22 protein-coding genes and 1 pseudogene are annotated in these 26,578 nt (G+C 32.0%); 7 read left to right on the forward strand and 16 right to left on the reverse strand.

Going from position 1 to position 26,578, the window contains the following annotated elements; all coding sequences use genetic code 11:
- Positions 1–1,181: pseudogene (locus AAFP94_RS13260) on the reverse strand (hypothetical protein); the annotation flags it as partial.
- A gap of 644 nt (positions 1,182–1,825) precedes the next feature.
- On the opposite strand from AAFP94_RS13260, the gene AAFP94_RS13265 reads away from it, so the two are divergent.
- The 5 genes from AAFP94_RS13265 (at position 1,826) to AAFP94_RS13285 (ending at position 7,662) form a co-directional block, all read left to right on the forward strand.
- Positions 1,826–2,113, forward strand: coding sequence for a DoxX family protein (locus AAFP94_RS13265; protein WP_316663374.1), 288 nt, complete (start codon positions 1,826–1,828; stop codon positions 2,111–2,113).
- 268 nt (positions 2,114–2,381) lie between these two features.
- Positions 2,382–3,317, forward strand: coding sequence for a helix-turn-helix domain-containing protein (locus AAFP94_RS13270; protein ID WP_316663373.1), 936 nt, complete (start codon positions 2,382–2,384; stop codon positions 3,315–3,317).
- A 92-nt stretch (positions 3,318–3,409) separates the two neighbouring features.
- Positions 3,410–4,669 (forward strand): pepsin/retropepsin-like aspartic protease family protein, encoded by a 1,260-nt coding sequence (locus AAFP94_RS13275; protein WP_316663371.1) that lies wholly within the window; start codon positions 3,410–3,412, stop codon positions 4,667–4,669.
- Positions 4,670–5,126: 457 nt separating this feature from the next.
- Positions 5,127–6,563 carry a TPR end-of-group domain-containing protein gene (locus tag AAFP94_RS13280; protein ID WP_409628807.1) on the forward strand — a complete coding sequence of 479 codons (1,437 nt, stop codon included), beginning with the start codon at positions 5,127–5,129 and terminating at the stop codon, positions 6,561–6,563.
- Between the two features lie 58 nt (positions 6,564–6,621).
- Positions 6,622–7,662, forward strand: coding sequence for a zinc-dependent alcohol dehydrogenase family protein (locus tag AAFP94_RS13285; protein WP_316663369.1), 1,041 nt, complete (start codon positions 6,622–6,624; stop codon positions 7,660–7,662).
- Positions 7,663–7,767: 105 nt separating this feature from the next.
- On the opposite strand, the gene AAFP94_RS13290 is transcribed toward AAFP94_RS13285, so the two are convergent.
- The 15 genes from AAFP94_RS13290 to AAFP94_RS13360 all read right to left on the reverse strand — a co-directional run bounded on the left by AAFP94_RS13290 (position 7,768) and on the right by AAFP94_RS13360 (position 22,244).
- Complete coding sequence (locus AAFP94_RS13290) at positions 7,768–8,145, reverse strand: Dabb family protein (RefSeq protein WP_316663367.1); 378 nt, start codon at positions 8,143–8,145, stop codon at positions 7,768–7,770.
- Positions 8,146–8,163: 18 nt separating this feature from the next.
- Positions 8,164–8,841, reverse strand: coding sequence for a Tat (twin-arginine translocation) pathway signal sequence containing protein (locus AAFP94_RS13295; protein ID WP_316663365.1), 678 nt, complete (start codon positions 8,839–8,841; stop codon positions 8,164–8,166).
- A gap of 32 nt (positions 8,842–8,873) precedes the next feature.
- A complete protein-coding gene (locus AAFP94_RS13300; protein ID WP_316663363.1) occupies positions 8,874–9,494 on the reverse strand; it encodes a phosphoadenosine phosphosulfate reductase domain-containing protein in 621 nt (206 codons plus the stop codon).
- A gap of 172 nt (positions 9,495–9,666) precedes the next feature.
- Entirely contained in the window at positions 9,667–10,023 is a 357-nt protein-coding gene (locus AAFP94_RS13305; protein WP_316663361.1) for a hypothetical protein, read from the reverse strand.
- Between the two features lies 1 nt (position 10,024).
- A complete protein-coding gene (locus tag AAFP94_RS13310) occupies positions 10,025–13,423 on the reverse strand; it encodes a 4Fe-4S binding protein (RefSeq protein WP_316663359.1) in 3,399 nt (1,132 codons plus the stop codon).
- A gap of 86 nt (positions 13,424–13,509) precedes the next feature.
- A complete protein-coding gene (locus AAFP94_RS13315) occupies positions 13,510–14,061 on the reverse strand; it encodes an OsmC family protein (RefSeq protein WP_316663357.1) in 552 nt (183 codons plus the stop codon).
- Between the two features lie 305 nt (positions 14,062–14,366).
- On the reverse strand, positions 14,367–15,125 hold the full coding sequence (locus tag AAFP94_RS13320; RefSeq protein ID WP_316663356.1) for a DUF6090 family protein: 759 nt from the start codon (positions 15,123–15,125) through the stop codon (positions 14,367–14,369).
- 118 nt (positions 15,126–15,243) lie between these two features.
- A complete protein-coding gene (locus AAFP94_RS13325) occupies positions 15,244–16,149 on the reverse strand; it encodes a serine hydrolase (RefSeq protein ID WP_316663354.1) in 906 nt (301 codons plus the stop codon).
- A 30-nt stretch (positions 16,150–16,179) separates the two neighbouring features.
- Entirely contained in the window at positions 16,180–16,329 is a 150-nt protein-coding gene (locus tag AAFP94_RS13330; RefSeq protein WP_316663352.1) for a hypothetical protein, read from the reverse strand.
- On the reverse strand, positions 16,322–17,071 hold the full coding sequence (locus AAFP94_RS13335; RefSeq protein WP_316663350.1) for a DUF6090 family protein: 750 nt from the start codon (positions 17,069–17,071) through the stop codon (positions 16,322–16,324). Before AAFP94_RS13335 ends, AAFP94_RS13330 begins: the two co-directional genes overlap by 8 nt.
- A 53-nt stretch (positions 17,072–17,124) precedes the next feature.
- Positions 17,125–17,862 carry a DUF6090 family protein gene (locus AAFP94_RS13340; protein ID WP_316663348.1) on the reverse strand — a complete coding sequence of 246 codons (738 nt, stop codon included), beginning with the start codon at positions 17,860–17,862 and terminating at the stop codon, positions 17,125–17,127.
- Between the two features lie 11 nt (positions 17,863–17,873).
- Complete coding sequence (locus tag AAFP94_RS13345; RefSeq protein WP_316663346.1) at positions 17,874–18,821, reverse strand: alpha/beta hydrolase family protein; 948 nt, start codon at positions 18,819–18,821, stop codon at positions 17,874–17,876.
- A 20-nt stretch (positions 18,822–18,841) separates the two neighbouring features.
- The gene (locus AAFP94_RS13350; RefSeq protein WP_316663344.1) at positions 18,842–19,627 is read right to left on the reverse strand and encodes a DUF6090 family protein; all 786 of its coding nucleotides are present in this window, start codon (positions 19,625–19,627) and stop codon (positions 18,842–18,844) included.
- On the reverse strand, positions 19,624–20,391 hold the full coding sequence (locus AAFP94_RS13355; protein WP_316663342.1) for a DUF6090 family protein: 768 nt from the start codon (positions 20,389–20,391) through the stop codon (positions 19,624–19,626). Before AAFP94_RS13355 ends, AAFP94_RS13350 begins: the two co-directional genes overlap by 4 nt.
- 2 nt (positions 20,392–20,393) lie before the next feature.
- Positions 20,394–22,244: a sigma 54-interacting transcriptional regulator gene (locus AAFP94_RS13360; RefSeq protein ID WP_316663341.1), complete on the reverse strand. Its 1,851-nt coding sequence runs from the start codon at positions 22,242–22,244 to the stop codon at positions 20,394–20,396.
- A gap of 130 nt (positions 22,245–22,374) precedes the next feature.
- Here AAFP94_RS13360 and AAFP94_RS13365 point away from each other — a divergent pair, with 130 nt between their 5' ends.
- Positions 22,375–24,417 carry a tetratricopeptide repeat protein gene (locus AAFP94_RS13365; RefSeq protein ID WP_316663340.1) on the forward strand — a complete coding sequence of 681 codons (2,043 nt, stop codon included), beginning with the start codon at positions 22,375–22,377 and terminating at the stop codon, positions 24,415–24,417.
- Between the two features lie 91 nt (positions 24,418–24,508).
- Positions 24,509–26,545, forward strand: a complete 2,037-nt coding sequence (locus tag AAFP94_RS13370) for an adenylate/guanylate cyclase domain-containing protein (RefSeq protein ID WP_316663339.1) — start codon at positions 24,509–24,511, stop codon at positions 26,543–26,545.
- Positions 26,546–26,578: the final 33 nt, after the last annotated feature.

Genomic DNA, 26,578 nt, shown 5'->3' on the forward strand with positions numbered 1-26,578 from the left:
AAGGACAACGTCGCGTCGCACTGGCCCGCATCGGCATTGTATGAAGCGTTTGGCGTTGGGCAGTTGGCGACAGGCGCTTCATTGTCAGTTACCGTAACCATTCGAATACAGCCTACATAGTTGCCAGAGGTATCGGTCACAGTCCATTCTATGGGTGTTCCATCTGGGATCTGTGCTCCAGCCAAAGTGGAAAGACCATTAAAATCATTTACAATGGAGGCCACACTACAATTGTCATTATATGAGATAGGGTCGAACTCGGTTCCAGAAACTGTATAATAGCATTGCCCTGGATCTGCACTTCTAGTCTGGTTTCCCAAACAAGTAATTGTCGGGTTTACATTATCTTCAACAGTCACTTGAGCCATACAAGTATCGGTTTGACCCAAAGAATCTGTTGCCGTTAAAGTTACGGTCACTAGTGATCCAACATTCAAACAGCTAAATGAATTGATATCAATACTTAAATTTGGTGGGTCATCAAAATCATCTGTACTTCCGTTATCAATGTCAGCTGCAGAAATTGTGGCATTACCAGATCCATCAAGTTGCACAATTATATTTTGGCAAGCTGCTGTTGGAGGGTTGTCTACTCTAAAAACTGCCTTATAATTATTTGGAGATGTCGGACCACCTCCATCAGGATCATTATTTGCATAATGAGTTCCATCAAATATGTCATCATTTGTAAAATCAAAATCAGCTGTTGTATAAACTTCCAAATAATAATCACCCGATCCTAATCCATTAAGAACATCAATGCCAGCACCACTTGACTCCCAAATTTGTTGCAAGGCACTGATGCATCCACCATGATTTCCATTACCAATGTCTGAATTAAAAAAAATAGGAGTAGAAATGAAACCAGGAGGGACAGAACTTTGCTCATAAATTCTATAATATAACCATCCATTCAATATATTATCGGCCCCACATTTATAGGTTTTGTTTTGGGCACCATTTAAGATTAAGGTACCTGAAGGGGTAAATGTTCCCAAGTTTGCTCCATCAAAATCAGTATTTGCAGTAGCGGCTTGTAAATCAAAGTAGATATTACCACCTCCATTACTGTTAAGAATGGCATAACTCTCGTAAATTCCTGATTCATTTTGAGCATAAATGGTATTACTTGCCAAAGACAAAAAGAAAAGGAAAACAGAAAGAAGGTAATTGTTTTTCATGGTACCTAATTAAATAACAATTCAACCTTATAACTAGACACTATGGAATTAATAAGAAATATCTAAACCAATTGGTCCCTTAAGTAGGAAAGATTTAAATTTGAGGGTGCACTATTTATTTTAAATAGGAGTGCACAGTTTATAATAAAGTGCTATTAATCAAATAATTTAGTATTTATGAAAGTACTAATAATTAATTCAAAAAACAAATTAATCAGTTAAAGAGAATAATATTCTTTATTATTTACTCAAACTATTTTTTGATAAATGGATAAATGTAAATAACTAAAACAAAAAGCATCTTAATTTTCAGTTAAGAAAAAGAAAAGCAAAACATTTATTTGTGGTCTGAACTGGGCTCGAAACACATTTATCAGACATTTCGTTTGTTTCAAAAACAATTTAATTCTTTACTATAAAAATTGTTGCAGTTCCTTCTTCATTATTTACTATACATATTGCCAACTATTTTAAATTATTTTATCACATTTTTATGACTAATGTATCATTTTGTTTGTCATCAGTTTAGTTCATTAAGTTTATGATTTATATTTAAATTCAAGTAACTGTTTATATCTTTCAAACAGATTATTTATCAATTAATTTGTAGATTTAGATATTCCGTTATTAATATATATTATTCAATGATAAAGACCGTTCTTTTAATTTTATTAGGTGTTTTTTTTATTCTAAACGGTATAAGTCACTTAATAAATACTGAAATTTATGAGGAGTATTCTACGAGAAAAGGTTTAATTGCCCCAAAGATCATGGTTAGAATAAGTGGTATTCTCCTTATTTTTGGTGGCTTTTCACTCGCATTTGGATATTTGATGATCATAGGGATCATTGGACTTTCCATATTCTTAATTATAGCCTCATTTACCATTCATCAATTTTGGAAAGAAAAAGGAAGGGAAAAAAATTATTAGAAGCAATGCACTTCGCTAAGAATATGGCAATTCTAACTGAATTAATTTATATTGCTTATTCTTAAAAATTGATAAAGTATAACTATTTTGAAAGAATAATTTTAATAAGTGGGTTATTTAAATGTATTTATTATTACTACTGACTACAATACAATCCTGGTTCTTTTCAAGTCTTATAATTGGAATAAAAAAGAACAAACAACCCTCTGATTACGTTTTACTTGTTTGGCTTTTTTTAATTGGCTTGCATACCCTTATCTATTATTTGATGCATGAACAGATAATTTTTAATGTTTACTTGTCCATGATTAATGTTGCTTTCCCTTTTTTACAGGGCCCACTTCTTTTCATTTATGTGATTACCAAAACAAACCAAAAAAGCAGGCTAAAACCAATCCATTTTTTACATGTTATTCCATTTATTTCTTTTTTTGTTTACCAAATTATCAAATACAATGCACCGATCCATACGCAACTAAATGAAGTAAATAATTCATTTGTAGGTTTTTTTGATAATGTAAACCTATTTAATAGTTTCTTTTTAATATCGCTTCCAGTTTATATAATTATAAGTTTTAGAAGAACTCTTCTAGATAGTAAATTAGGGTCTAATAACACATTATGGGTTAGAGTTTTGATTATCTTCGTTGGGGTAATTTGGCTATCATCTCTTTTCTCACTGTTGCTTCCAGATTTAATTGATCATCAGAATCAAATAAAAATAAATTCATTTATATTTTTATCATTAACAGGCTTTGTATATCTCATTAGTTATTTTGGTTTTAAGGAAAATATTCTAAATACAGATATTCCTAAAATAGTCGGTGAAAAATATAAAAAATCAAAAATTCTTGACGAAGACGCTGATGACATATGGGATAAACTAGAATATACAATGCAATCGAAGGAACCCTTTCTAGATCCAGAATTGGATTTGAGTCAATTAGCAAATCAAATAGATGTAACTCCGAACAAATTATCTCAAATAATAAATACCAAATCAGATTTAAACTTCTATGATTACTTAAATCGTTATCGAGTGGAGAAAATAAAAAAACTAATGCTAGACGAGGAGTTTAAAAATTATTCTATTTTGGGAATTGCCTTTGAAGCTGGGTTTAATTCTAAGGCAACTTTCAATAGGGTTTTTAAAAAATTTGAAAACTGTACTCCTTCTGAATATAGAAAAAAAAATTCAGAGTAATAGTCTCAAAAATAATTGGTCTCATCCATTAGGTTGAGTCGCAGATTCATTTCCAACGAAATATATTTGGGCAAAATTTAAAATCCTATGTCATGAAAACAAAATTTGGTTTAATTTTCGCCTTAATGTTATTGTTTACATTATCACACTCACAAGAACTTTCAGTTTCTCAAACCCTTGAAAAATTAAAATTTGCATTTAATAATAAAGACTTTTCTGCAATATCAGATCATTTGGCAGAAGATTTTAACTATCAGGGAATTGAACGTCCAATGTCTATCAATATTTTAACACAGGTGATGAATCAATACCCTATTATAGATTCTCTGGTTGTAATAGGCTCTAAAAATGATAAGAATAAAATTTATTTAGACACCAAGATCTATTCTAAAAATGGAGTGTCAGACAGAAAAATAATTCTTGACTCCAATTATAATATTATACAGGCAGATATTGCAAAAATTGCACTTCAGGGCCATGGAGCTACTGGCAGTTCTTCAAATGAAAATGAGAATAATAACCCTTTCAAAAACGATGAAAAAATAATAATGCCGTTTTGGTTGACAGAAACTGGCCATATTGTTGTAGAGGCCATAGTTAATGGAAAAAAAGGCAATTTCATTGTTGATAGTGGTACTTCAGACAATCTAATGCTAAACTCCCAATATAGTAGTTATGATACTACCAAACTATCAAAAAAACCTCTTGGCGTATCAGGTGAGGTTGGTGATGCCGGTGAGGTAATGATTGAAAGTTTTACTTGGAATAAATTAATCTTCAATAACATTAAAGCTGTAGTTTCTAATTTGGATCATTTAGGAAAGCGAACCAAAATTGATGAATTTGCAGGAACGATTGGCTATGGTCTATTAAAGAATTTTATTATTGAGTTTGATTATAATCATAGCCAATTGATATTATGGCAAAATTCAAGTTTAGTAAAAAAAGCATATAATATTAAATCCAATCAAATAGTTCCACTATCTATGGCTTATCATATTCCTGTACTTCAAGCCAAAATAGGAAAACAAGAAATCAAATTAGGAATAGATTGTGGTGCTCAAGGTAATATGTTAGAAACAAAATGGGAGAAAGAACTCAAAAATAGTTATAGCAATGTGCGAAAGGATAAATTAGGAGGTGCAGAAAACAACTATGTAGATGTTATTAAAGTTTCGATGAAGGATATACAGATAAAAGAGAGACCTTATGAAATGGACTTTGTTTTTGGTAATCTGTTTGGTGGTGCACACAAGGTGGATATGTTGGATGGTTTATTGGGCTATAGATTCTTATCATATCAGAAAACAGTCCTAAATTTCAAGGATAACGAATTGTATTTTCTTAATTAAATTTTAATATTCCTCAAAAAATTATTGCACCCTTTTACAACAAGTAAAAAAAATCATTTTTAAAGTTCAATTGTTCAAATAAAAAAAGCCCTTCCAAATAAGGAAAAGCTTCTCACAGGTCTTATACAAAACTGATATTCCTCATTGCCCGCAATTAGTGATATGGCTATCTTATAAAATTAATTTTTAAAAGATCCCATTAAGAATTATGAAAAAATATTACGGTTAAATCTTTGATTTTGAGAATAAATCTTTAGGTTTTAATCTAAAGTATATTTTCATGGTTTAATTGTATCAGGAAGTATTTGTAAGAGTTAAATTGAATTTTAAGAACTACATATCGGAGCTTAAAAAACGCAATATTTTCAGAGCGGCAATAACCTATTTGGTAATTGCATGGTTAATAGCTCAAGTTTCTTCTATTGTTTTTCCTGCTTTCAATTTACCTACTTATTTTATGAAATCTTTAATTTTTGTATTGATCATTGGCTTCCCAATAAGTTTAATTTTTGCTTGGGTATATAAGTTCTCTCCCAAAGGAATTGAAAAAACCCAAAGCATGAAGATCGAAAAAATAAAAACAAAAGGTTTTGACCATCAACTACAAATCAATAATAAGAAATTAGTTGTCTTACCATTTAAGAACATTGGTTCTGATATTGATAGTAATTATTTTAGCGATGGGTTGACCGAGGAAATCATTATCCGTTTATCTGGAATCAAACAGCTAGATATCGCTTCAAGAACTACTTCAATGCAATATAAAAATTCAGAATTAGATATTTTATCATTGGGTCGTGAACTAAAAGCGAGATACCTGTTGCAAGGAACAGTACGTAAGCATAACAACGAATTGAGAATATCTGTAGAATTAATTGATTTAGAAAAGGATTCAGAGCTATGGGCCAAAATTTATCGAGGCAAGTTAGTAGATGTTTTTGACATTCAGGAGAAAGTATCTAAAAAGATTGTAAAGTCATTGCAGTTAAAGTTAAGCCAAAAGGAAAAGATAGCACTATGTAAAAAAGCAACGATGAATATAGATGCTCATGATGCAAACTTAAGAGCTCGTGAATTTTTGTTTAGATATACAAAGAGATATCTTCTTTTAGCTGTAGAGCTTTTTCAAAAAGCAATAAATTTAGATCCAAAATATGATGCTGCTTATGCCGGTATGAGTGAAGCTTGTGGGTTGTTATATGAAACTCATGACAGAAACCCTGATTGGCTTGCTAAAGCAGAAGAATCATCCATGAAAGCAATAATCTATAATCCAAATTCTTCTGAAGCATATAGTTCACTTGGTCTGGTTTATTATAACAAAAACTTATTAAATGAAGCGTTCTTATCCGTTGAAAAGGCAATTTCATTAGATCCCGACAATTTTTTTGCCTATTGGGTCAGAGGGCGATTATACAGATTGACTGATAGAGATTCTGAAGCCGTAAATGATTTCAGCAAGGCATTAGATCTTAATAACAATTTCCATACTGTTTATGGTGATTTACAGATGGCTTACGAAACGCTACATGATGAAAAAAATCTACAGAAAACTATTGAACGAGCGGCATTATTTTATCCCAACTATTTGTTGCATCACCCTGATGATTCTCGTGCTCACCAATTTTATGCCTTCACATTGAAACGGCTTGGTCAATTGGAGGAAGCAAAAAAAGAAATGCAAAAAGGAATTGAACAAAACTCCAATGACCCAATTATTATTTATAATGCCGCTTGTTTTTATGCATTAATAGGTGAAAAAGCAACCGCTATTGAGAACCTGAAAAAAGCAATAGATAATGGTTTTAGAAATTATAATTACCTCATACACGATCCAGATTTTTATAGTTTACAAAAAGAACCTGATTTCATTGCATTAATGGAAAGTAAATGACTAGTTTTAAATTAATTTTTTTTAAGTACTTGATATAGGTCAATTTAATAAATTAAATATGAAAGCTGTAATTTATGAATCATTTCAAGGTCCAATAACTCTAAAGAATGTAAGCGAAAGGACACCTAAAGAATATGGAGTTGTTATTTCAGTTAAAGCTACTGGATTGTGTCGCAGTGATTGGCATGGTTGGATGGGTCATGATCAAGATATAAAATTGCCTCATGTTCCTGGACATGAATTTTCCGGAATAGTTGAATCCGTGGGGAAAAATGTCAGAAATTTTAGAATAGGAGACAGAGTTACTGTACCTTTTGTATGTGGATGTGGTAGTTGTGGTCAATGTTTATCGGGCAATCATCAAGTTTGTGACAATCAATCACAGCCTGGGTTTACTCATTGGGGTTCATTTGCCGAATATGTTGCTGTAGATTACGCAGATACTAACTTGGTAAAGTTACCTGAAGAAATAAGTTTTAAAACCGCTGCTCTCTTGGGCTGCCGTTTTATTACTTCTTATAGAGCAATAGTTGCACAAGGAAAAGTTTTAGGAGGTGAATTTGTAGCAATACATGGTTGCGGAGGGGTAGGTTTATCTGCCATAATGATTGCCCATGCCTTGGGAGCTCAAGTAATTGCTATAGATATTAATGATGAGACTTTGAATTTAGCTACAAAATTAGGTGCAACAGCTACCATTAATGCATTTAATAATCCACATATAGTTGAACAAGTTAAATCATTGACCAAAGGCGGTGCTCATGTGTCTGTGGATGCACTTGGCAGTGCTACAACATGTTTTAACTCCATTGCCAATTTAAGAAAAAGAGGCAGGCATATTCAGGTAGGTTTAATGACAGGAGATCATTGTCATGCCAAAGTTCCCATGGATAAAGTTTTAGCCAATGAATTAGAAATAATAGGTAGCCACGGAATGCAAGCATATAAATATCCTGAATTGTTGGAAATGATTAAGAAAGGAAAGCTACATCCTGAAAAACTTATAGAAAAAAATATTTCTCTTGAAGAATGTACTCAAGCTTTACCTAATATGAACAAGTTTGACCATAAAGGAGTTTGGCTCGTTGATTCATTTTAATATGTTATTACAAAATTTTTAATAAAAAAATACATTCTATAATAATCACAGCCTTTTATTTAAAGTTTGGGCGGGACTTCAATCCTAAACAAATTTATTCAAACATTAATCTTTCCAATAATCCACCTCTGCAAAATTAGATAGAAGAGGAGTTCCAATGTCTTTGATACGAGAATGGTCTGGGTGTACTTGATACCGATCTAATGCTTCTTGTGAGACAAACTGCATAACTATGACAATCTCAAAATCACCTGAAGATTGAACCACCTTATGCACGTCAAGACGTTCAAACCCATCTATTTTATCTGGAAGATTATTGAACAATGACAAGACTTCATTTATTGCAGTTTTGTCTGCATTGTCTGTCCATTTAATCATTATGACATGCTGTAATAGACCACTTTGCGTGTTAATATTAGCCTGCGAGTAGACCAAACTACTCGCAAAGACTAATACGATTATATAAATTGTTTTAAATTTCATATTTAAATATAATTGATTTTATTCTCCTGCGAAAATATAACCACAACCATTTTCTTGTGCTCTGCCTAAAGCCCAAACACCAGAAGGTACTACTTGTACTCCAGGAAGCACACCTGATAAAAAGTCATTATAAACTTCCGTTGCATCCAATGACATACCTTGAGCAATGAAGCCACTATAAACGTTTAATGCCAAATTACAAACACAGAACATAGCACCACGTTCTTGCAGGCTCTTAATACCTCCTGGGCCATTAATTGGGTAATCACCATCTTTTGGTTCGTTGTATGGATTGCGAACCGCAAATTCTTTGGTGTAATCTTTAACATTGAAGAATTCCCCAAGGTTGTACTTTTTCCAAAGTCTATCTTCCAAAGCCAATGGAATAGCTTTGTGCCTTAACACTGTTAATGCTGTAATGTCACTATCTGGACTGCCAGTTTCATTATTGGTTAAATAGAATGCCCAATTCCACAATATTGGTAAACCGGCATGCGGTGTAGAACCATCGTAAGCAATACGATGTGAGCCTTTAATGTTCTTGAACCAATCTTCTGCTTCACTCATTTTTTTCTTTTCAAAAGATGGAACGTTTGCAAATAATGGGTTTGCAAGAACAGATAATGTACTTGCTGTAGCTCCAAGCGCCAAGGCACCTAAAAATTGTCTTCTAGAATTGTCGTTGATTGTTTTCATGTTTTTCCTGTTTTATTGGTTATTAATTATGTTTATTGAAAGTGAATGCCACATTCTCTGTGTTTTAATACTTTAGTGATATCGAAATAAGTTTCGTTTTTCGGCAGACCATATTTTTCTAAATACTTGTCTAAATCTTGATCTGATGCGTAGTAAAAAGGGCTTACCTTTAATATGCCATCTTTACTATAGCTTAAAATATCCAACGCATCTCTGTGTTTGGTTTGTCCAGATCTTATGTTTGTAAACCATACTTCTGGATTGTGTGTTTTTAAGGCTCTTCTGAAAGGCTCTAGCTTAACAATGTCTTTGAATTTATCATATTCATATCCTTCTAATTTTGGTAATGACAACACTGTATCAGTAACCGTCTTGCTTTGTAGCGGTTTATAGATATCAATATTCAATTTTAATTTGTGGATAAGGTTTTGAGCGTGTGCGTAGGTTTCTTGCGTGTTATATCCTGTATCACACCAAACCACATCTATGTCCTGATCTTTTTGAGTTATGGCATGAAGCAATACTGCTGAATGGCTTCCAAAACTTGTAGTTATTATTTTTTTGTTGGATAGCATTGATGCCCAAGCTATAATGTCTTGAGGTGTTTTCTCTTTTAAGATCTTGTTCAGGTAGTTTAAATTTAATGCTATCATTTTCTTTAGTTTTTTAAATATTAATTTGTTGGTAATATGTATACACTTGTCATGCCATATTATTAAGTTATTGTAGCACAAATAGTTATGTTTTATTTTGAATTGAATTGATATTCTAAATGTCGTGAAATAACGATATATCGTTAGTATTTTTTATGACATTTCGTGAGTTTTATTGTATGAATTTCAGTGGAATATGAACATTTAAAAGTGCCATTTTGTTATTGTATTTATCCATATGGAATTCAACTTTCAAATCGACTACTTCGGTGATTAAAATATCTTTTTCAAAGACAGCGAAATGATACGCATTGACTTTACCAGTTATAAATTTTTCATTCCGTTTTGGGCTGAAATTATGAGTGCTTAAATCGTGTTTCCATTTCAAATTCAGAATTTGATTTAGACTCAAAGTTTCGTTAAATGATTTTTCATCGGTTATTTGGACGGCATTACTTTGTACATATGTTTCTTGAGAGAAGCCTTTTGCCGAAACTATGATTGCTATGAATATGATAAGCCTTTTCATTTTAAACATTGAGTATATCTTTAGATTCAGTTGTTGTAAAAGACACATACTCTGAATATCTGCTGTCTATTTTGCTTTGTATGTTTTGCAATTCATCCTTTGAGTTTTTGGATGTTAGCTTGTCAAACCTTTTCTGGAGCTTTAAATATGCCCCAACCGAAATGCTTGGCGCTTCACTGTCCATTTGAAAAGCTTTCGGTTTTCTTGGGTCGTTCCTGTACAATAACCATTGGCCAGAGTTTACAGCAGCCTTGTGGTACTGGCTTGGTCTTTCCATATCTATACCATGTTTTTCACTATGACAATATGCAATGATCACAGAAGGACCATTAAAGCTCTCTGCTTCTGTAAAGGCTTTTAAGGTTTGCTCCTGGTTGGCACCAATGGCTACAGAAGCTACGTAGACATTATTGTAGGTCATGGCCATTTTGTCAAGATCCTTTTTTTGTTTTTGTTTACCTCCAAAACTAAATTTACCATGTGCTCCAAAAGGTGTTGCTTTAGAAGCTTGACCACCTGTATTGTCATATACCTCGTTATCCAATATGAGGATGTTTACATTTTCTCCAGAAGCCATAACATGATCTAGACCACCAAAACCTATATCATAAGCCCAACCATCGCCGCCTACAATCCAAACACTTTTTTTAACAATGTTGTCTATGATTTGTAATAGTTGTTTAGCCTCGTTAGATGCGATTGTATTTAACTGTTCTTTCAATTGATCAACTCTTTTTCGCTGTTCTAATATTTCTATTTCGCTTTTTTGGCTTGCATTGCATACATCATATACCAAGTTGAAATCTAAATGTGGTAACAGGTTTTCTAGCAATCTTTTTGCTTGTTGTACTTTATTATCAATAGATAATCTAAATCCCAAACCAAATTCTGCGTTGTCTTCAAACAAAGAGTTTGACCATACTGGACCTCGACCATCCTTATTCTTTGCCCAAGGTGTTGTAGGTAAAGCTCCACCAAAAATAGAACTTGAACCTGTTGCATTGGCTACTATTAATCTGTCTCCAAATAATTGAGATAGCAACTTTATGTAAGGTGTTTCACCACAACCTATATCAGCTAATGGATATTTGAATAAAGGCTCTTGTAACTGTTGTTGACTTAATTTATTGCTATTGATTTTTGTTCTATCAAATTCAGGAATGGTTTCAAAAAAGTCCCAGTTTTCTTTTGTTTCTTCTTTAACAGGCATCTTATTGATCATTGTTAGCGCTTTGACAGGACAAGCATCTATACAATTGTTACAACTATTGCATTGTTCTGGGTTAATTTGAATAGTGTAGTTCATTAAATCGAAATCTTCTGAAGCCAGAATCTCAAAATGTTCTGGCATAGATTCAAAATAAGAATCATCAAAAACTTTAATTCTCAAGGCACTTTGTGGACAAGCCATACTACAAGCACCACATTGGGTACATAGATCAGCTTCCCATTTTGGAATTAGGGTTGTATGATTTAACTGGTTGAATTTGGATGTATCTGTTGGGTACGTACCATCGACTGGCAATTCGCTAACTGCAATATCATTACCTTGGTTAGCTAATAGTTTTCCAAGAAGCGTTTCTGAAAAAGCCGTATCCTTTTCAAGTGATTTATAGTTAGTTTGTATTACTGTATTAACTTTATGGATTTGATTCTTTATTCTCTTGAAAGACTCATATATTTTATTGTTTTTGAACATTAAAAAACAAGCTTCCAATGGAGTGATCATATGGCTTTTTAATTCATAGCTTGATTTTAAGTTGTCTAGATTTACAATATAAACCGCAATGTTTTTTTGAATTACTTTTTCTTGTATTTCTGCTGAAAGCGATTGCCAAAATGCGGAAGGAGAAAGTGAAGAATTAACCAAAAGTGTGCCTTCTGGTTTGATGTTGTTTAAAAGATTGTCATTTTGAGTGAAGTGAACATTTTGGCAAGCGATAAAGTCAGCATTCGTTATTAAATATGGTGCATTTATTGGATTGTTACCAATACGTAGATGCACAATGCTTGTAGAGTCTGATTTGTTGTAGTTGCACTCTGTAAAAGATTGCACATATTTATTTTTGGTATTGCCGATTAATTTTGGTAACCCATTTTTATCTATTTTTGATTGATAAAATAAAGCTTGATAAGTTTCGGTGTATAAATTGTCATTTTTGTTGTAAGACAAGCTTAAGTTTGTAACATCATCATGAATGCCTATAGTGAAGTTGTTTTTTGGTTTTGGCAGTTGCAAATTTTTGAACACAGCCTTTACCATTGAAGGTGTAAATTCTTTGGACGATAATCCATATCGTCCACCAACAATTCTTGGTAGCGTTTTAATTTCTTTATTCTGAAAAGCTTCAGAAAGCGATTGCACAACATCTAGATACAATGGTTCAGCTGATGCACCAGGTTCTTTGGTACGATCTAAAACCGCTATAGATCTAACAGTTAACGGTATTGATTGTACAAGATGTTTGACACTGAATGGTCTGAACAAACGTACTTTGACTAAACCAACTTTTTCGCCTTTTATAATGAGTTGATTTATGGTTTCTTCAATAGTTTCTGTTGAAGATGCCATTGAAATAATCAAACGTTCAGTTTCTGGATGTCCAACATAGTCAAAGAGCTTATATTGTCTTCCAGTAAGTTCATAAAATTTATCCATGGTATTTTGTACGATGTCAGGACATGCATCGTAAAATGAATTGATAGCTTCGCGACTTTGAAAGAATACATCTGATGTTTGAGATGTGCCTCGTATAATAGGATCATTAGGATTAAGAGCTCTATTATTATGTTCGTATACCGTTTCAATATCCATCATTTCTTGAAGAACATTTTCAGAAACAGCCTCAATTTTCGATGTTTCGTGAGATGTTCTGAAGCCATCAAAAAAATGCACGAAAGGAATTCTAGATTTTAGAGTTGCTGCTTGCGAAATCAATGCAAAATCCTGGGCTTCCTGAACAGATGCTGCTCCCAACATAGCATAACCAGTACTTCTTACTGCCATAATATCACTATGGTCATTAAAAACAGAAAGTGCATGTGTTGCAATGCTTCTTGTAGCCACATGAATGACATTTGGAGTTAACTCGCCAGCAATCTTATACATATTTGGCATCATGAGCAACAATCCTTGTGATGCTGTAAATGTTGTTGAGAGTGATCCTGTTTGTAATGCTCCATGCATTGAGCCTGCAACTCCTGCTTCACTTTGCATTTCGAATACTGTTGGAACACTTCCAAATATGTTTTGTTTGTTTTCTGCACTCCATTGTTCGACCAATTCACCCATTTCAGATGCAGGTGTAATAGGGTAGATGGCACAAACCTCATTGGTTTGGTAAGCTATTTTAGCTACCACTTCATTACCTGTAACTGTTATGTAATTTTTGGATTTCATTTTAGGAGTGTTGTTTTTATGTTTTTTGAAGTGATGATAAAAATGGCTACTCTATTTATCATTCGAGTAGCCATTTTTTTTTGGATTTACTTTATGATCTCGATTTTTACTGGAGTTGGATTAGTAATGATATCGAATACTGGAGAGAATTTGGCTAGGTTTTCTAGTTGCTCTGCAGTGGCATCTGATTTTACTTTTAAAGATACAGTAACACCATCAAAACCTGTTCTTACTTCAGGATCCAATCCTAAAAAGCCATGTAAATCTGCTGTACCTTTTACTGTAGACTCTGCACCTTGAATATCAATTCCGTTAGCAGCTGCATGATACACCATGGCACCTGTTAAACAAGAAGCCAAAGCATGTAAAACGACTTCTGGTGGCGTTGGAGCTTCGTCTTCTCCTAATAATACATTTGGGTGGCTACACTCTAAAGTGAATGTTTCCTGACGTGTAGTATCTTCTTGACCTGCACCATAAAAACTTTTGATGCTAGAAGCACAATGACCTCCATCTATCCAATTGTTTTTTGCTCTGAATTCGAATTTTGCTAATTCAGGTTGCTCTTGAATGTGACCAATAGTATCTACTAGCTGATCTACATTTACTCCGTTTTTAATGTTTGCTGTTGTAATCATTTTTTTAGTTTTTTAAATTGTTAAACATTTTGTTGCCTTGTTTTAAGCATATGCTATGCCATATATTTTAAAAAACTATAAATCAAGTAGTTATAAATAAAATTTAAATACTAAAGTATTATGTTTATTCGTATATTAACGAAATATCGTTAGATTATTTATGAGATGTCGTGAGTTTTGGTAAGAGAGAAGTAGTTATTTTTATATGATGCGATTTAAACAATCGTCTGAAATGGGATATTTGATAAAGATAAGTACCAATTATGCGCAACATGACAACTAGTATTTGTAAAAAAATTTAATAATTATTTAAATTTAGAAATTTCAAATTCTATAATATCAAGAATCCCATTAAGAATTTTTAATTCTCCATGCATCATATGAGTAGTGATTTCACGAGTAATTATAACATCTGATAGTACTCCATTTAATTCAGGAATTTCTTGTAATTTGAATTTGATTTCATCTAAACTAGAATTGAAAATAGATCTTAAGTCATCAAAACCTGATTCTGAAACATTTGTATTTGGCCAATTATCAGGAATCAATAATCGTTCTTCCGGTTTTAAGATGTGTCTCGTTAAGTCTCTATACTGCTCCTTAAATCTAAACCATTCTTCAATTTGAAAATCTCTTTGATTTGCTAAATTATTATAAGCTCCTATGTCATTTCTTAATTGCTTATTTTCAATAAGCTTTAAATTCCCAGTTGAGACTAAATCTTTCCAAGTTTGACTACTCTTGTTATAGAATTGCCTTCCTGCAGTATAGTCTATACCGATAGCAAGTTCTAAAGGATTGACATCTTCTTTGTTGTTTAAGTTAAAGTCTAGTACCAACTTTCCTAAATTAAGTAACCTTTCTTCAATTTCTAGAGCATCTGTCGTAGAATTATAAATGCTGGTAAAATCTTCTTTAAGTCTTAAAAGATAAGAGTAATATAGATCGTTGCTCTTTCTTTGTTCATTCCAATTATTGATCTGCAATGCAATAAGAATACCAATAACTACAAGTATAATTTCACCAATGGCATACTTTAAATATTTTCCTGTTTTGTTTTCCATAATCAGGTTTTGACGGATTTTACGAAAGAATTTGATCATATAATTTGGTCAGTTATATTTGATTGCATGAGTTTTCAATAACTTCCTATAGAGAATCACTTTTCAAATACTGAATTTATTATTTTTTTGTCATATAATCATAAATGGTTCTTGATATTTCTGCTAATTGTTGAGTGCCTTTTTCAAAATCAGCCAAATTTTTGGAAAGTACTACGAGTATATAAGATTTTCCATTGGGTAAATATATTATTCCTGCATCGTGATGAACACCAGAAATTGAACCTGTTTTATGTGCAACTTCTACCTCTTTGGGCAAGTAATATGGAATGATCTCATTAAATCGTTGATCTTTCAAAATATCAATCATTGCTTTACAATTGCCTTGGGATCCTGACTTATTAGTTGCAATGGCTTCAAAAATAATCAACAAGTCTCTTGCTGTTGTCATGTTACTCAAACCCAAGTCGTATGCTTTTTGGTCCTCGACACCTCTTAATACCTTAATTTTTTCTGCACCCAGATTACGCATGGTAGCTGTAACATTTTTGGCATCCACCAGCTCTATTAACACGTTGGTGGCAAGATTACTACTTACTGTAATCATGCTGTACATTAAATCTTTAAGAGCTACACTAGTGTTGATTTTGTTGTAAATGACATCGTCACTGTCATCGGCAATATCCATACGATAAGGGCTGCCATCAACAATACTTTTAAATTCATTAATTAATAGGATTGAATCATTTAAATTGATAGTACCTTCCTCTTGTTGTTTAAACAATTCGATCATTACGGGAACTTTCATCGTGCTAGCGGCATGAAACGTTTCATTGGCATTGATGTAAAGGCTATCTGTAGGGTCTGAAAGGTCTAAAAAAGCTACCGCTACATCTCCATGTATGGCATTGATTTGAGTTTGCACATGGTTAAACAATTTTTCTTTTTTAAAATGCTTTTGCTGGCAAGAAAAAATAATATTTAAAAGTAGCAGTAATGAAATAAATTTCAAGAGAAGTTTTATCATTTATAGATGAGTTATTTAAAAAGCTTTTTTTTAGGCATTTACGTTCCAATTATTGAATTGCAAAACGATTAAAATACCTAATACTAGGAGTACAATATCGCCTATAGCATATTTTAGGTATTTAGTGGTTTTCCCTTCTTCCAGTAGTTTTTTACGGATGTTTCTAAAGAATTTAATCATTATTTTTATAATCAGTCCTAAAAGCTATTTCTTTTTGGAGGAACTTGTGTATCATCTGTAATCTTTGATATCTTCTTTCTTGATATAATAAATACTCAACTCTCCTTGATTTGGTAGTTTTTAAAATAGTTAGATATTTAATATTGTTTTTTAACAACTCAAAATTAGTCGGAATCATAAATTTATCTTGTTCATAATCTTCCATCCTAACATTTTCGAAAAGCTCAACAAGTAGAGGAATTACCGTATTACTTTCATATAAATTATTTCGTGTATTTAGTTCAAGTAACCACTGGGTATTTGTTTCATATGCTCTTATAAGTTCAGCTCTTAAAGAGTCATTTTTAATAAAACCTAAACCATAATTTTTTATATTTTCATAGGCTTGATCTCTAATAAAAGCTATGTATCGTGTATGCGCATTTGCAAAATGAAATTTCAAAGAATCATTAAACGGAAGTTCTTGGTCAAAATGATTTATAAGATAGTTACTTGAGGCAAGTGATTTTTTATTTTCATCAATTTGAATTTTTTGAAATTCTAGTTCTCCTCCATGCTTTCCTCCTTCCATTTTGCTTCCTTCTAGAACATTATTAAGTTCAACAAGAAGATCAAGCTCAATTTTTTTTAGCTTTCTTTGTTCATTCCAATTATTAATTTGAAGGGCAATCAAAATACCAATGACAACGAGGACAATTTCGCCAATAGCATATTTTAGGTATTTGAAGGTTTTGTTTTCCATAAGTAGTGATTTTCGAATATTTCTGAAGAATTTGATCATACTATTTGCCTAGTTTATATTCTTGTTTCTTCAATTAACTGAACAATTGTTTTTCTCGCATTCTGTAGCGATTTTTGGGTAATCTTATACATGTATAATTTATCATCCATATAATTTTCAAATTTTGAATCGGATAGCAGGGTATTATTACATGTGAATATAGTTGAAGGCCTGTAATTAAATTCTTTATTAGCTACATCTACATTTCTTAATGAACCAAATTCTTTAAGGTAAGATATAATTTCTTCGCCAGTCTTTTCTGTTCTTTGCTGTACCTCATTCATTTCTTTTTGTTGTCTAGACCATTTATATAGTAAAAGTTTTAAGTTTTCATTTTTAAATCCTGTTATGTTTCCTGAATTATTTAAACTATTTAGAAGATATTCACTAGGTTTCCAGTTTGGAGAATTTAGAGCTTTTGATAACCAGATGTTTAATGAATCCACAGGTTGATTTATATGGGTTGGTGAAAACAAATCAAACACTTTTTCTAAAGAGCCGATAACTTTATCTACTTCAAGCGTAATAGAATCCAAATCTTGAAGATTGTCTTTAAATTCGGCCTGTAGATTTAATAATAGTTGTTTTTCTTGTAACAATACTTTTCTGTTTTCATTCCAATTATTAATCTGCAAGGCAATCAAAATTCCTATGACCACCAATACAATTTCCCCAATGGCATATTTTAAGTAGTTGGCTGTTTTGCCTTCTGCCAGTAATCTTTTACGGATATTTCTAAAGAATTTGATCATAGCTTAATGTTTTATCTACCATGAGGTTCCATATTTGGTAAAGGCTCTAAATCTCTTACGTAGTAATCAAAAAATTCTTGTACGTCCTGCCATACTTCTGAACGATATTCAGACAAACCATGATCTGCACCTTCATAAAAATGAAATCTAAAAGGATGCTTATATTTATAAAGAGAATCGGCCATATCTAGAGCATCTTCTGGAGAAACGCGCCAGTCAGATGATCCATGTAACAACATAATTGGTGTTGTTTTACATAATCTATCAGTCCAAAATATTGGCGAACGATCTTTTAACCCTTTTTCTTTATTGTTTTTATAATCTGGGATTAATTGAGAATATACATATTGCTCCATTTCTGGCCTTTTATCAATGCCTCTTATTGAATTGGTAACTCCAGCACCAATAATAGCGGCCTTGAATTTGCAGGATTCAGATATAGTTCTATAGGTCATTAAGCCACCACGACTATAACCATAAATGCCCATTCTTGATGTATCAGCCATTTTTTCATTTGCCAGTAAGGGAATAAGATTATGTACATCATTGACATCGGCGCCACCAAATTCTTCCATACCTTCACTGCCACCACCGCCACGATAATTACTTGCGGCAACCACATAGCCCCAAGATGCCATTTTTCGTAATAAAAAGTTAGCACGAATATCATTAATTGAACCGAAATCACGATTACCACCACGATTAAAAATAATTACTGGATATACACCAGATTCTTTGGGTTGTGCCATGTACCCATTTATTTTTAATCCGTCAGATAAATAGGTAATCTTGAATAGATCTGTTGTTGAATGAAATTCTGAAAAGCTAGCGTTCTCTTTAAATTTTTGTTGAATACTATCATGAAAAACAACAGCTTTTTTTGCAATTAATTTCCCGTTTTGAGAATATAAGGACGTTGTAAGGATTAAGGCGCTTAATATTGTAAATATTGTTTTCATGGTTTTAAATTTATAAGAATTTAATCAGTAGAAACACATTTATTTTGTAATAACATACTCATTGAAGACGTATAATCTATAAGATAATTTAATAATTCAATCTGACGTGTATTGGTAGAAATATAAACTAGAGCTTCATTATATAATCTTTTGTGCATACTTTTGGTTAATAAAGGTATGGTATCAGTACTAATGTTTTTTAATACATCTTTATCCATTCCTTCTTTAAATCGACCATATTCTATTGAAGCTTGTGTATGCCCATTAGCAAATCTATCTTCATGTGCAAATGAAATATCAACAGCTCGTTTACCATTAACGATAATTATACTTTTCAAAGTTTCAATATTATTGTAATAAATATTGAGAGATTTAATAATGTCTTTGTCTTTTATTACACTTAATTTTGCGCCAGATTTTAAGTCTTCAAAAGCCGTGTTATTTGGTTTAAAGTCAAAATAAATAGCTTTAATTGCTAGAGAATTTTGCTTGCCAACATCTATACTATTTGGACTTTCTTGTTGTAGTAACCGAAGTGCTTCGTTTGATGCTTTAAGCCTATTATCAGCAAATAATTTTAGTTGATTAATTTGTTGTTTGTCTTGTTCAATATCTTCAAGTAATCTGCAGTAGTATTCGGCTTCAAGTTTATTGTCTTTTCTTTGCTTATTCCAGTTATTGATTTGCAAAGCGATTAAAATACCAATAACGACTAGTATAATTTCACCAATGGCATATTTAAAATACTTGGACGTTTTGTTTTCCATAATGAGGTTTTGACGGATTTTACGAAAGAATTTTATCATAATTTCGGATTGGTTTCGTAATCTATTGAAATAATAATTTCATCAATTAAGGAAGACAATTCTAAATATCGTTGATTTAGCGTTTTAAAGACATTAAACTTTTCTTTAAGCATATGCACTAATTCATCATCTACTTTAGATATTAAGTATAAGTTTAGTCGGGCTTCTTGATTAGAACTATATAGTTCATATAAATCCTTGCAGTCTTTGCATTTACTTCCATATTTCGAAAACTTATTTAAATAAGGCTTTAATACTTTATTATTAATATCTTCTAAATATTCTTCAGCAGCAGCTACTCTTTTTAAATGTAACTGATAAAAATCGGTAACCTTTTTTCTTAAACTATCATTGGAAATTATAGTTATACCTTCTGATTGTATTGCTTCATACGCACTTAATTTTGGAAAGAGTGAAGCGGTTTCTAAAATATAACTTGTTGATAATTTAAAAGGTTTTTTTTCAAAAACTTGGTCTGCGATAATGGCTTTGTAAAGCATATTAGTAGTAGACAGAATATGCTGCGTTTTTTCGATATCAGTTAGTAAATCATTCTTGGTCTCAAGGAGGTCACCTTTTAATTCTATTAAAAGCTTAACTTCTTTTTCTTTAGCTTTTTTATTTTCATTCCAATTATTTATTTGTAACGCAATAAGGATACCAATTACTACAAGAATTATTTCGCCAATGGCATATTTAAGATAATTAGCGGTTTTACCTTCAGCTAATAATTTTTTACGGATGTTACGGAAGAATTTTATCATAGTTAAATAGGTCGCTCAATTCCTAATGCTTTTATTCTTGAAGCTAATGTTGTTGGTGGTAACTGTAGCAATTCTGCCGCTCCATTTTTTCCTGATATTTTCCAACGTGTTTGTTTTAAAGCCCTTAAAATGTTCTCTTTTTCTAGTTCATTTAGCTCTTTTGTAGTTAATATTCTTGTTGTTTTAACTTCTGAATTTACTTGTTGAACATTTTTATTATTTGGAATAATAGCTTGCCAATTTACTTTTCCTTCCTGTGAAATAATAACTGCACGCTCTATTAGGTTTTGCAATTCTCTTACATTTCCTGGCCAATTGTAAGACAACAAAATGGCTTTATCGTTATCATTTAAAGTATTTATAGATTTCCCTAGTTTTTTTGAGAATTGATTTATCATTTCATGGGCAATCAGGCAAATATCGTTATCTCTATTTCGTAGAGGAGGAATTTCGATAGGAAAGACATTCAATCTGTAATATAAATCTTCTCTGAATTTTCCACTTTTAGAAAGTTCTAGTAAATTTCTATGTGTTGCCGCTATGATCCGAACATCTACTTTGATGGTTTCTGAGCTTCCTACAGGCTCAAATTCTCCTTCTTGGATAATACGTAATAATTTTGGTTGTAGTTCTAAAGGTAATTCACCTATTTCATCAAGAAAAATGGTGCCTTTATCTGCTAATAGAAAACGGCCTTTTCTATCTGCTGTTGCACCTGTGAAAGCTCCTTTTGTATGCCCAAACAATTCACTTTCTATCAAATTAGCCGGAATTGCACCACAATTTATTCTAATCAGTGGTTTGTCGTTTCTTTCACTTCCTTTATGTATTGCTCGCGCAACCAATTCTTTTCCTGTGCCGGTTTCGCCTGTAACCAAAACTGTGGCATCTGTTTTTGCTACTTGGTTTATAAGATTTAGAACATGCTTCATACTTTTGTTTTCAGCAATAATTCCGTAGTTACTTGTTAATTCTTGAATTTCTTCTTCAAGATATTCTGTCTTTTTGGTAAGTAAGTTAATTTTGTCTTCGGCAATCAGGCGTTCTTCTATATTTCTTAAAATAAGTGTGTAAAATGTATCTTCATCACTACCATATTTACTTATAGTACCTTCGTTTAAGGATTCGGTTTCGTTAGAACCAATGACCTTTACAATATTGGGAAGATATTTGTTTGTAGTTTTGTCTTCACCTTCTTTTGTTGAATTCACAATAGATTCAATAAGATTTGCACTTTCATCATCAAAGAAAAACAAAACATTACGTTGTAATACATCATTGTTTTCAAGCAATTTATTAGCTGAAGGATTGGTTAGCACGATTCTAAAATCACTATTAAACATAATAATTGCATCCATAGCTCCATTAATCAAACCACTCATTTTAATGTTTGCTAATTCTACCTCATGATTAGAAGTTGCCAATCGTTCTTGAATGGCATCAAGTTCTCTGTGGCGTTTTATCATTACGGAAAGAATGCCTTGAGAAAAACCACTGTCATTTTTCATAAGATCGAGAAAATGTTCTCTATCAATTTTTAAAACTTTAGTATCTTCTGTAGCTGTTATAGATGCAGAGCGAGACTGATTGTCAATTAAAGCATATTCGCCAAAGCATTCACCTTGAGATAGATAACCATAAATATGATTATTTTCATGTACTTTAACTTTACCAGAAAGAATGGCAAACATACTATTACCTTTATCATTCTTTTTAAAAATATTCTCATTCTTTTTATAGGTTTCAGGTTGTAAATTTTTACTAAAATGTTCTAGTGATTTTGTTGAAACTTCTGAAAAAAATGATACTTGTTTTAGGAATGAAGAAATGTCTTTAAATTCGGTTGGTTTCATATTTTGGTTAAGTAATCAAATGTATTGTATAAATATATGAATATTTAGGCATGTTAAGTAATTACAAAAGGGGTAACATAATCAAGAAATTATTATAATTTAGTAAATTATTAATACTAATAGCATTTTAATGTCTCAGAAAAGACAGCTTGCCGCAATAATGTTTACTGACATTGAAGGTTATACTGCACTAATGCAGAATGACGAGAAAGATGCTGTTCATATTAGATTTAAACATCGTGAAATTTTTAATTCTGTTACTGAAAAATACGGTGGCGAAATCATTCAATATTATGGCGATGGTACCTTAAGTATTTTTAGTAGTTCCGTAGAAGCTATTAAATGCGGTATCGAAATGCAAAGAGCCTTTCAGAAAGAACCTTCAATTCCAGTTAGAATAGGTGTACATGTTGGAGATATTATTCGTACAGAATCAGATATTATTGGTGACGCTGTTAATGTGGCTTCTAGAATAGAATCTCTTGCTGCTGCTGGTAGCATTTTGATTTCTGGAGAAGTAAATGATCAACTTCGTAATCAAAACGATATCAATTCAAAATTTATCAGCAATTTTGAATTTAAAAATGTTGATCAAATCATGCCTGTTTTTGCTATTGCAAATCAAGGCATTGTAGTTCCAAAAAAAGACGAATTATCTGGTAAGACTAAAGAAAAAGAAAGTCAATCCTTTAAAGCCTATAAAAGAAAAAGTGTTTTAGTCACTTTAGGAATAGTCGCTATTTTAGTGGCTTTGTTTTATTATTATCAATCGTTTAATTCATCGCATAATGGAGATGTTGCTTTAAATAGATCTATTGCCGTATTACCATTTTCAAATATGAGTAATGATACAGATTCAGAAAACTTTACAGATGGAGTAACAGAAGATATTTTGTTACAATTATCTAAAATCAAAGAACTTCAGGTTATTTCTAGGGCATCAATCATGCAATTCAAAGAGTCAAATTTGTCTATTTCAGATATAGCGAAAGAGCTTGGGGTTTCTTATGTGCTAGAGGGTAGTGTTAGGAAATATGGAGATAAGGTTAGGATCAATGCTCAATTAATTGATGCACAAAATAATAATTATTTGTGGGCTGAAAATTATGATAAAACTCTTACTGAAATTTTCGAAATACAAAGTCAGGTATCCAATGAGATTGCTAGAGCTTTAAAAATAACTTTGAGTGAAAATGAAATTTTAAGTTTAAATAAATTACCAACTGAGAGTTCAGAAGCTTATAATTATTACAAAGAAGCGCAAATGTTTTTAAATCGAGGCGGAGGTAAGGTTGAAGAACTCGAAAAGGCAAAAGATTTATTTGAAAAGGCCATAGACATTGATCCCAGTTTTTGTCGAGCTTATGTAGGTTTGTCAGACACCTATTTAGAATATATTTATTGGGGCCGTGAAGCGCCAAAAGAAATATTAGAAAAGGCTTTAACACCAGCACTTAAAGCTCTTGAGTTAAGTCCTGCTGAAGGCGGAAGTTATGGTGCACTTGGTTCTATAAGCTATTACAGATTTGAAAAGGAAACAGCCGTAAGTTACCTTGAAAAAGCTATAGAAATAAACCCAAATTATGTTGGCGCTTATGATAAATTGGCTTGGATAAGATTGTTTGAAGGAAACTTGAAGGAAGCCGTTCGATTGTTTAATAAAGTCTTGGAGTTAGATCCATTATCAACCAAAAATATAGCAAACATTGCTTTTTCTCATTATTATTTTCATGAATATGACAAGGGTATCAAAGTACTTAACGATGCTCTTAAAAGATTTCCAGAAGATAATATGTTATTGTTTATGAAAGGAAATCTTCTTACAGGTGCAAATAAATATGAAGAAGCTATTAAGGTGTTTAATCAGAGAACAGTTGGCATTAATACAAATTGGATGTTGGCATATGCTTATGCCAAGTCTGGACAAACAGAAAAAGCTAAAAAAATTCTTAATTATCTGTTAGAAAAACACGAAACTACTTATGTTCCACCTTATATGATTGCGACTATTTATATGGGGTTAGGAGACAAGGAAAACACTTTGACTTGGCTTGAGAAAGATTATAATACTGGTGGTTTAGGTTTGTTCTTTTGGGGCTTGAAAAGAGATGTTAAATTTAATCCTATTAAAGACGAACCTAGATTTGTAGCCTTGCTCAATAAAATTAAATAAAAATATCTTTTTTTTTGGTTCTGTTTTTAATTTAAGACAAAGCTATTTTACATTATTATAATTAATTTTGACACTATTCACCTAATAATTTATGTCAGTACACCGTCATTTATCTGCTATCATGTTTACAGACATGCAAGGTTATACCTCTATTATGAGGTATGACGAGAAAAAGGCTATTGCATTAAGGGAAAGACATCGAGAAATTTTTCAAGCATCAACAACAAAGCATAATGGAAAAATCATACAATATTTTGGAGATGGAACTTTAAGTATCTTCAAAAGCACAGTAGAAGCTGTAAACTGTGCCATTGAAATGCAATTGAAATTTATGCAAGATCCGATTATACCGGTAAGAATAGGCATTCATGTTGGAGATATTGTATATTCTGAAAATGAGATTATTGGCGATGCGGTAAACGTCGCTTCAAGAATTGAGGCATTAGGTGAAGCCGGAAGCATCCTTATTTCAGACAAAGTTCATGACCAGATTAGAAGCCGCAGAGAAATTGAGTCTAAATTTTTAGCTGTTTTTGATTTGAAAAATGTTGATGAAGCTGTCCCTGTTTTTGCAATATCGAATGATGGTCTAGTAGTGCCTCAAATAGAGGACATTAAAAATAAATTAAAACAGTCTAATAACCCAAAGCGAGCCAGAATCAGTTCAAGAAAGATCGCTCTTGTATCAATTATTCTTCTAATTCTATTTTTAGTTGCTTATAAACTTGATGTTTTTGAAGTTGATGAAACACGTTATGATAAATCTATAGCTGTCTTACCTTTTGATAATTTGAGTGTTGACGATGACTCTGAAATTTTTAGTGACGGCATTACCGAAGATATCCTTACAAACCTTGCCAAAATTAAAGATTTGCATGTCATTTCGAGGACTTCAATAATGCAATATAAAGGCACCAAAAAAACAATTCCAGAAATAGCAAAAGAGCTTGGAGTATCTTATATACTTGAAGGAAGTGTGCAAAAATATGGAGATGACATTAGGGTTACAGCACAATTAATTGATGGTAAAAAAGACGAGCATATATGGGCAGAAAACTATGATAAGACGCTGACAGATATTTTTGAAATTCAATCTGAAGTTTCATCAGAAATCGTTAGTGCATTACATTTAAATTTGTCGTTTGATGAAATTCAGAGTTTAGCTTCCATACCAACAAAAAATCTAGAAGCTTACAAACTGTTTTTGTTAGGTCGCAGAGAAGCAGATAAACGAAATGCAGAAAGCATAGCAAAAAGCATAGAGCTTTATGAAAAGGCTATTGAACTAGATCCTGATTATGCAGAAGCCTATGCGGAAATTGCCAATTCTATCTATTTAGGGACTTATTACTCGGGAAGAAATCCAAAAGAAGCAGCTACTTTGGCAACAGAATATTTGGAAAGAGCTGAAGCAATAAACAATAAAATATCTCGTATCTACACAGTTAAAGGACTCATTTATAATATTGAGAAAAAATATGAAGAAGCAGAAAAAGCTTTTGAAACTGCTATTCAGCTTTCACCAAACGATTTAACAGCAAGACATCAGTATTCAACATATTTTTACTATACCAACCAACCTGAAAAACAATTAGAACAAGCTAAAATAGCTTATAAATTAGACCCTTTGTCATTTGCCACCGCAAACAGTTACTTTACAGCATTGATAGCCAATTATAAATATGAAGAAGCGGAAAGGCTTATGCAGCAAATTGAAAGAAGTAGTACAGAAAATAATAAGTTCGTAATAAACAGATCATATTTCAGGCTCTATATGGATATGAAAGATTATAAAAAAGCAATAAAACCTTTAAAAATGTTGGCTAAAGAGCAGCCTGTCTACAATCGCTTTTTGGGGTATTGTTATGGTCAGTTAGGCGATACTTTAAATGCTTATAAGGCTATACAAACCATAAGAAGAGAAGGGCAAAAGCATGAGATTAATTATATGACTTCTGTTGTCTTTGCTGGTCTTAAACAAAAAGATAGTATCATATTTTATTTAGACCATTCACGAAATGATCAAACACGAATGTTAAAAAGGGAACTCGATGATTTTTTTGCCTTTCTAAAAGACGATCCAGAGTTTAAAAATATTTTGAAAGCCCATGGTTTAGAAGATAATTAATCCAATACCTTTCTTATGTAACCATTGTTACCA

This window comes from Gilvirhabdus luticola (genome assembly GCF_040117515.1).
Taxonomy (GTDB): domain Bacteria; phylum Bacteroidota; class Bacteroidia; order Flavobacteriales; family Flavobacteriaceae; genus Gilvirhabdus; species Gilvirhabdus luticola.

What these genes read in the sequence shown, in the direction of transcription:
- AAFP94_RS13360 (WP_316663341.1), bottom strand. Translation starts at nt 22,244, where the DNA reads ATGAAACCAACCGAATTTAAAGACATTTCTTCATTCCTAAAACAAGTA.
- AAFP94_RS13365 (WP_316663340.1), top strand. Translation starts at nt 22,375, where the DNA reads ATGTCTCAGAAAAGACAGCTTGCCGCAATAATGTTTACTGACATTGAA.
- AAFP94_RS13355 (WP_316663342.1), bottom strand. Translation starts at nt 20,391, where the DNA reads ATGATAAAATTCTTCCGTAACATCCGTAAAAAATTATTAGCTGAAGGT.
- AAFP94_RS13275 (WP_316663371.1), top strand. Translation starts at nt 3,410, where the DNA reads ATGAAAACAAAATTTGGTTTAATTTTCGCCTTAATGTTATTGTTTACA.
- AAFP94_RS13295 (WP_316663365.1), bottom strand. Translation starts at nt 8,841, where the DNA reads ATGAAAACAATCAACGACAATTCTAGAAGACAATTTTTAGGTGCCTTG.
- AAFP94_RS13350 (WP_316663344.1), bottom strand. Translation starts at nt 19,627, where the DNA reads ATGATAAAATTCTTTCGTAAAATCCGTCAAAACCTCATTATGGAAAAC.
- AAFP94_RS13330 (WP_316663352.1), bottom strand. Translation starts at nt 16,329, where the DNA reads ATGATTAAATTCTTTAGAAACATCCGTAAAAAACTACTGGAAGAAGGG.
- AAFP94_RS13315 (WP_316663357.1), bottom strand. Translation starts at nt 14,061, where the DNA reads ATGATTACAACAGCAAACATTAAAAACGGAGTAAATGTAGATCAGCTA.
- AAFP94_RS13320 (WP_316663356.1), bottom strand. Translation starts at nt 15,125, where the DNA reads ATGGAAAACAAAACAGGAAAATATTTAAAGTATGCCATTGGTGAAATT.
- AAFP94_RS13305 (WP_316663361.1), bottom strand. Translation starts at nt 10,023, where the DNA reads ATGAAAAGGCTTATCATATTCATAGCAATCATAGTTTCGGCAAAAGGC.
- AAFP94_RS13370 (WP_316663339.1), top strand. Translation starts at nt 24,509, where the DNA reads ATGTCAGTACACCGTCATTTATCTGCTATCATGTTTACAGACATGCAA.
- AAFP94_RS13325 (WP_316663354.1), bottom strand. Translation starts at nt 16,149, where the DNA reads ATGATAAAACTTCTCTTGAAATTTATTTCATTACTGCTACTTTTAAAT.
- AAFP94_RS13280 (WP_409628807.1), top strand. Translation starts at nt 5,127, where the DNA reads ATGAAATCTTTAATTTTTGTATTGATCATTGGCTTCCCAATAAGTTTA.
- AAFP94_RS13265 (WP_316663374.1), top strand. Translation starts at nt 1,826, where the DNA reads ATGATAAAGACCGTTCTTTTAATTTTATTAGGTGTTTTTTTTATTCTA.
- AAFP94_RS13340 (WP_316663348.1), bottom strand. Translation starts at nt 17,862, where the DNA reads ATGATCAAATTCTTTAGAAATATCCGTAAAAGATTACTGGCAGAAGGC.
- AAFP94_RS13270 (WP_316663373.1), top strand. Translation starts at nt 2,382, where the DNA reads ATGCATGAACAGATAATTTTTAATGTTTACTTGTCCATGATTAATGTT.
- AAFP94_RS13345 (WP_316663346.1), bottom strand. Translation starts at nt 18,821, where the DNA reads ATGAAAACAATATTTACAATATTAAGCGCCTTAATCCTTACAACGTCC.
- AAFP94_RS13290 (WP_316663367.1), bottom strand. Translation starts at nt 8,145, where the DNA reads ATGAAATTTAAAACAATTTATATAATCGTATTAGTCTTTGCGAGTAGT.
- AAFP94_RS13300 (WP_316663363.1), bottom strand. Translation starts at nt 9,494, where the DNA reads ATGATAGCATTAAATTTAAACTACCTGAACAAGATCTTAAAAGAGAAA.
- AAFP94_RS13310 (WP_316663359.1), bottom strand. Translation starts at nt 13,423, where the DNA reads ATGAAATCCAAAAATTACATAACAGTTACAGGTAATGAAGTGGTAGCT.
- AAFP94_RS13335 (WP_316663350.1), bottom strand. Translation starts at nt 17,071, where the DNA reads ATGGAAAACAAAACCTTCAAATACCTAAAATATGCTATTGGCGAAATT.
- AAFP94_RS13285 (WP_316663369.1), top strand. Translation starts at nt 6,622, where the DNA reads ATGAAAGCTGTAATTTATGAATCATTTCAAGGTCCAATAACTCTAAAG.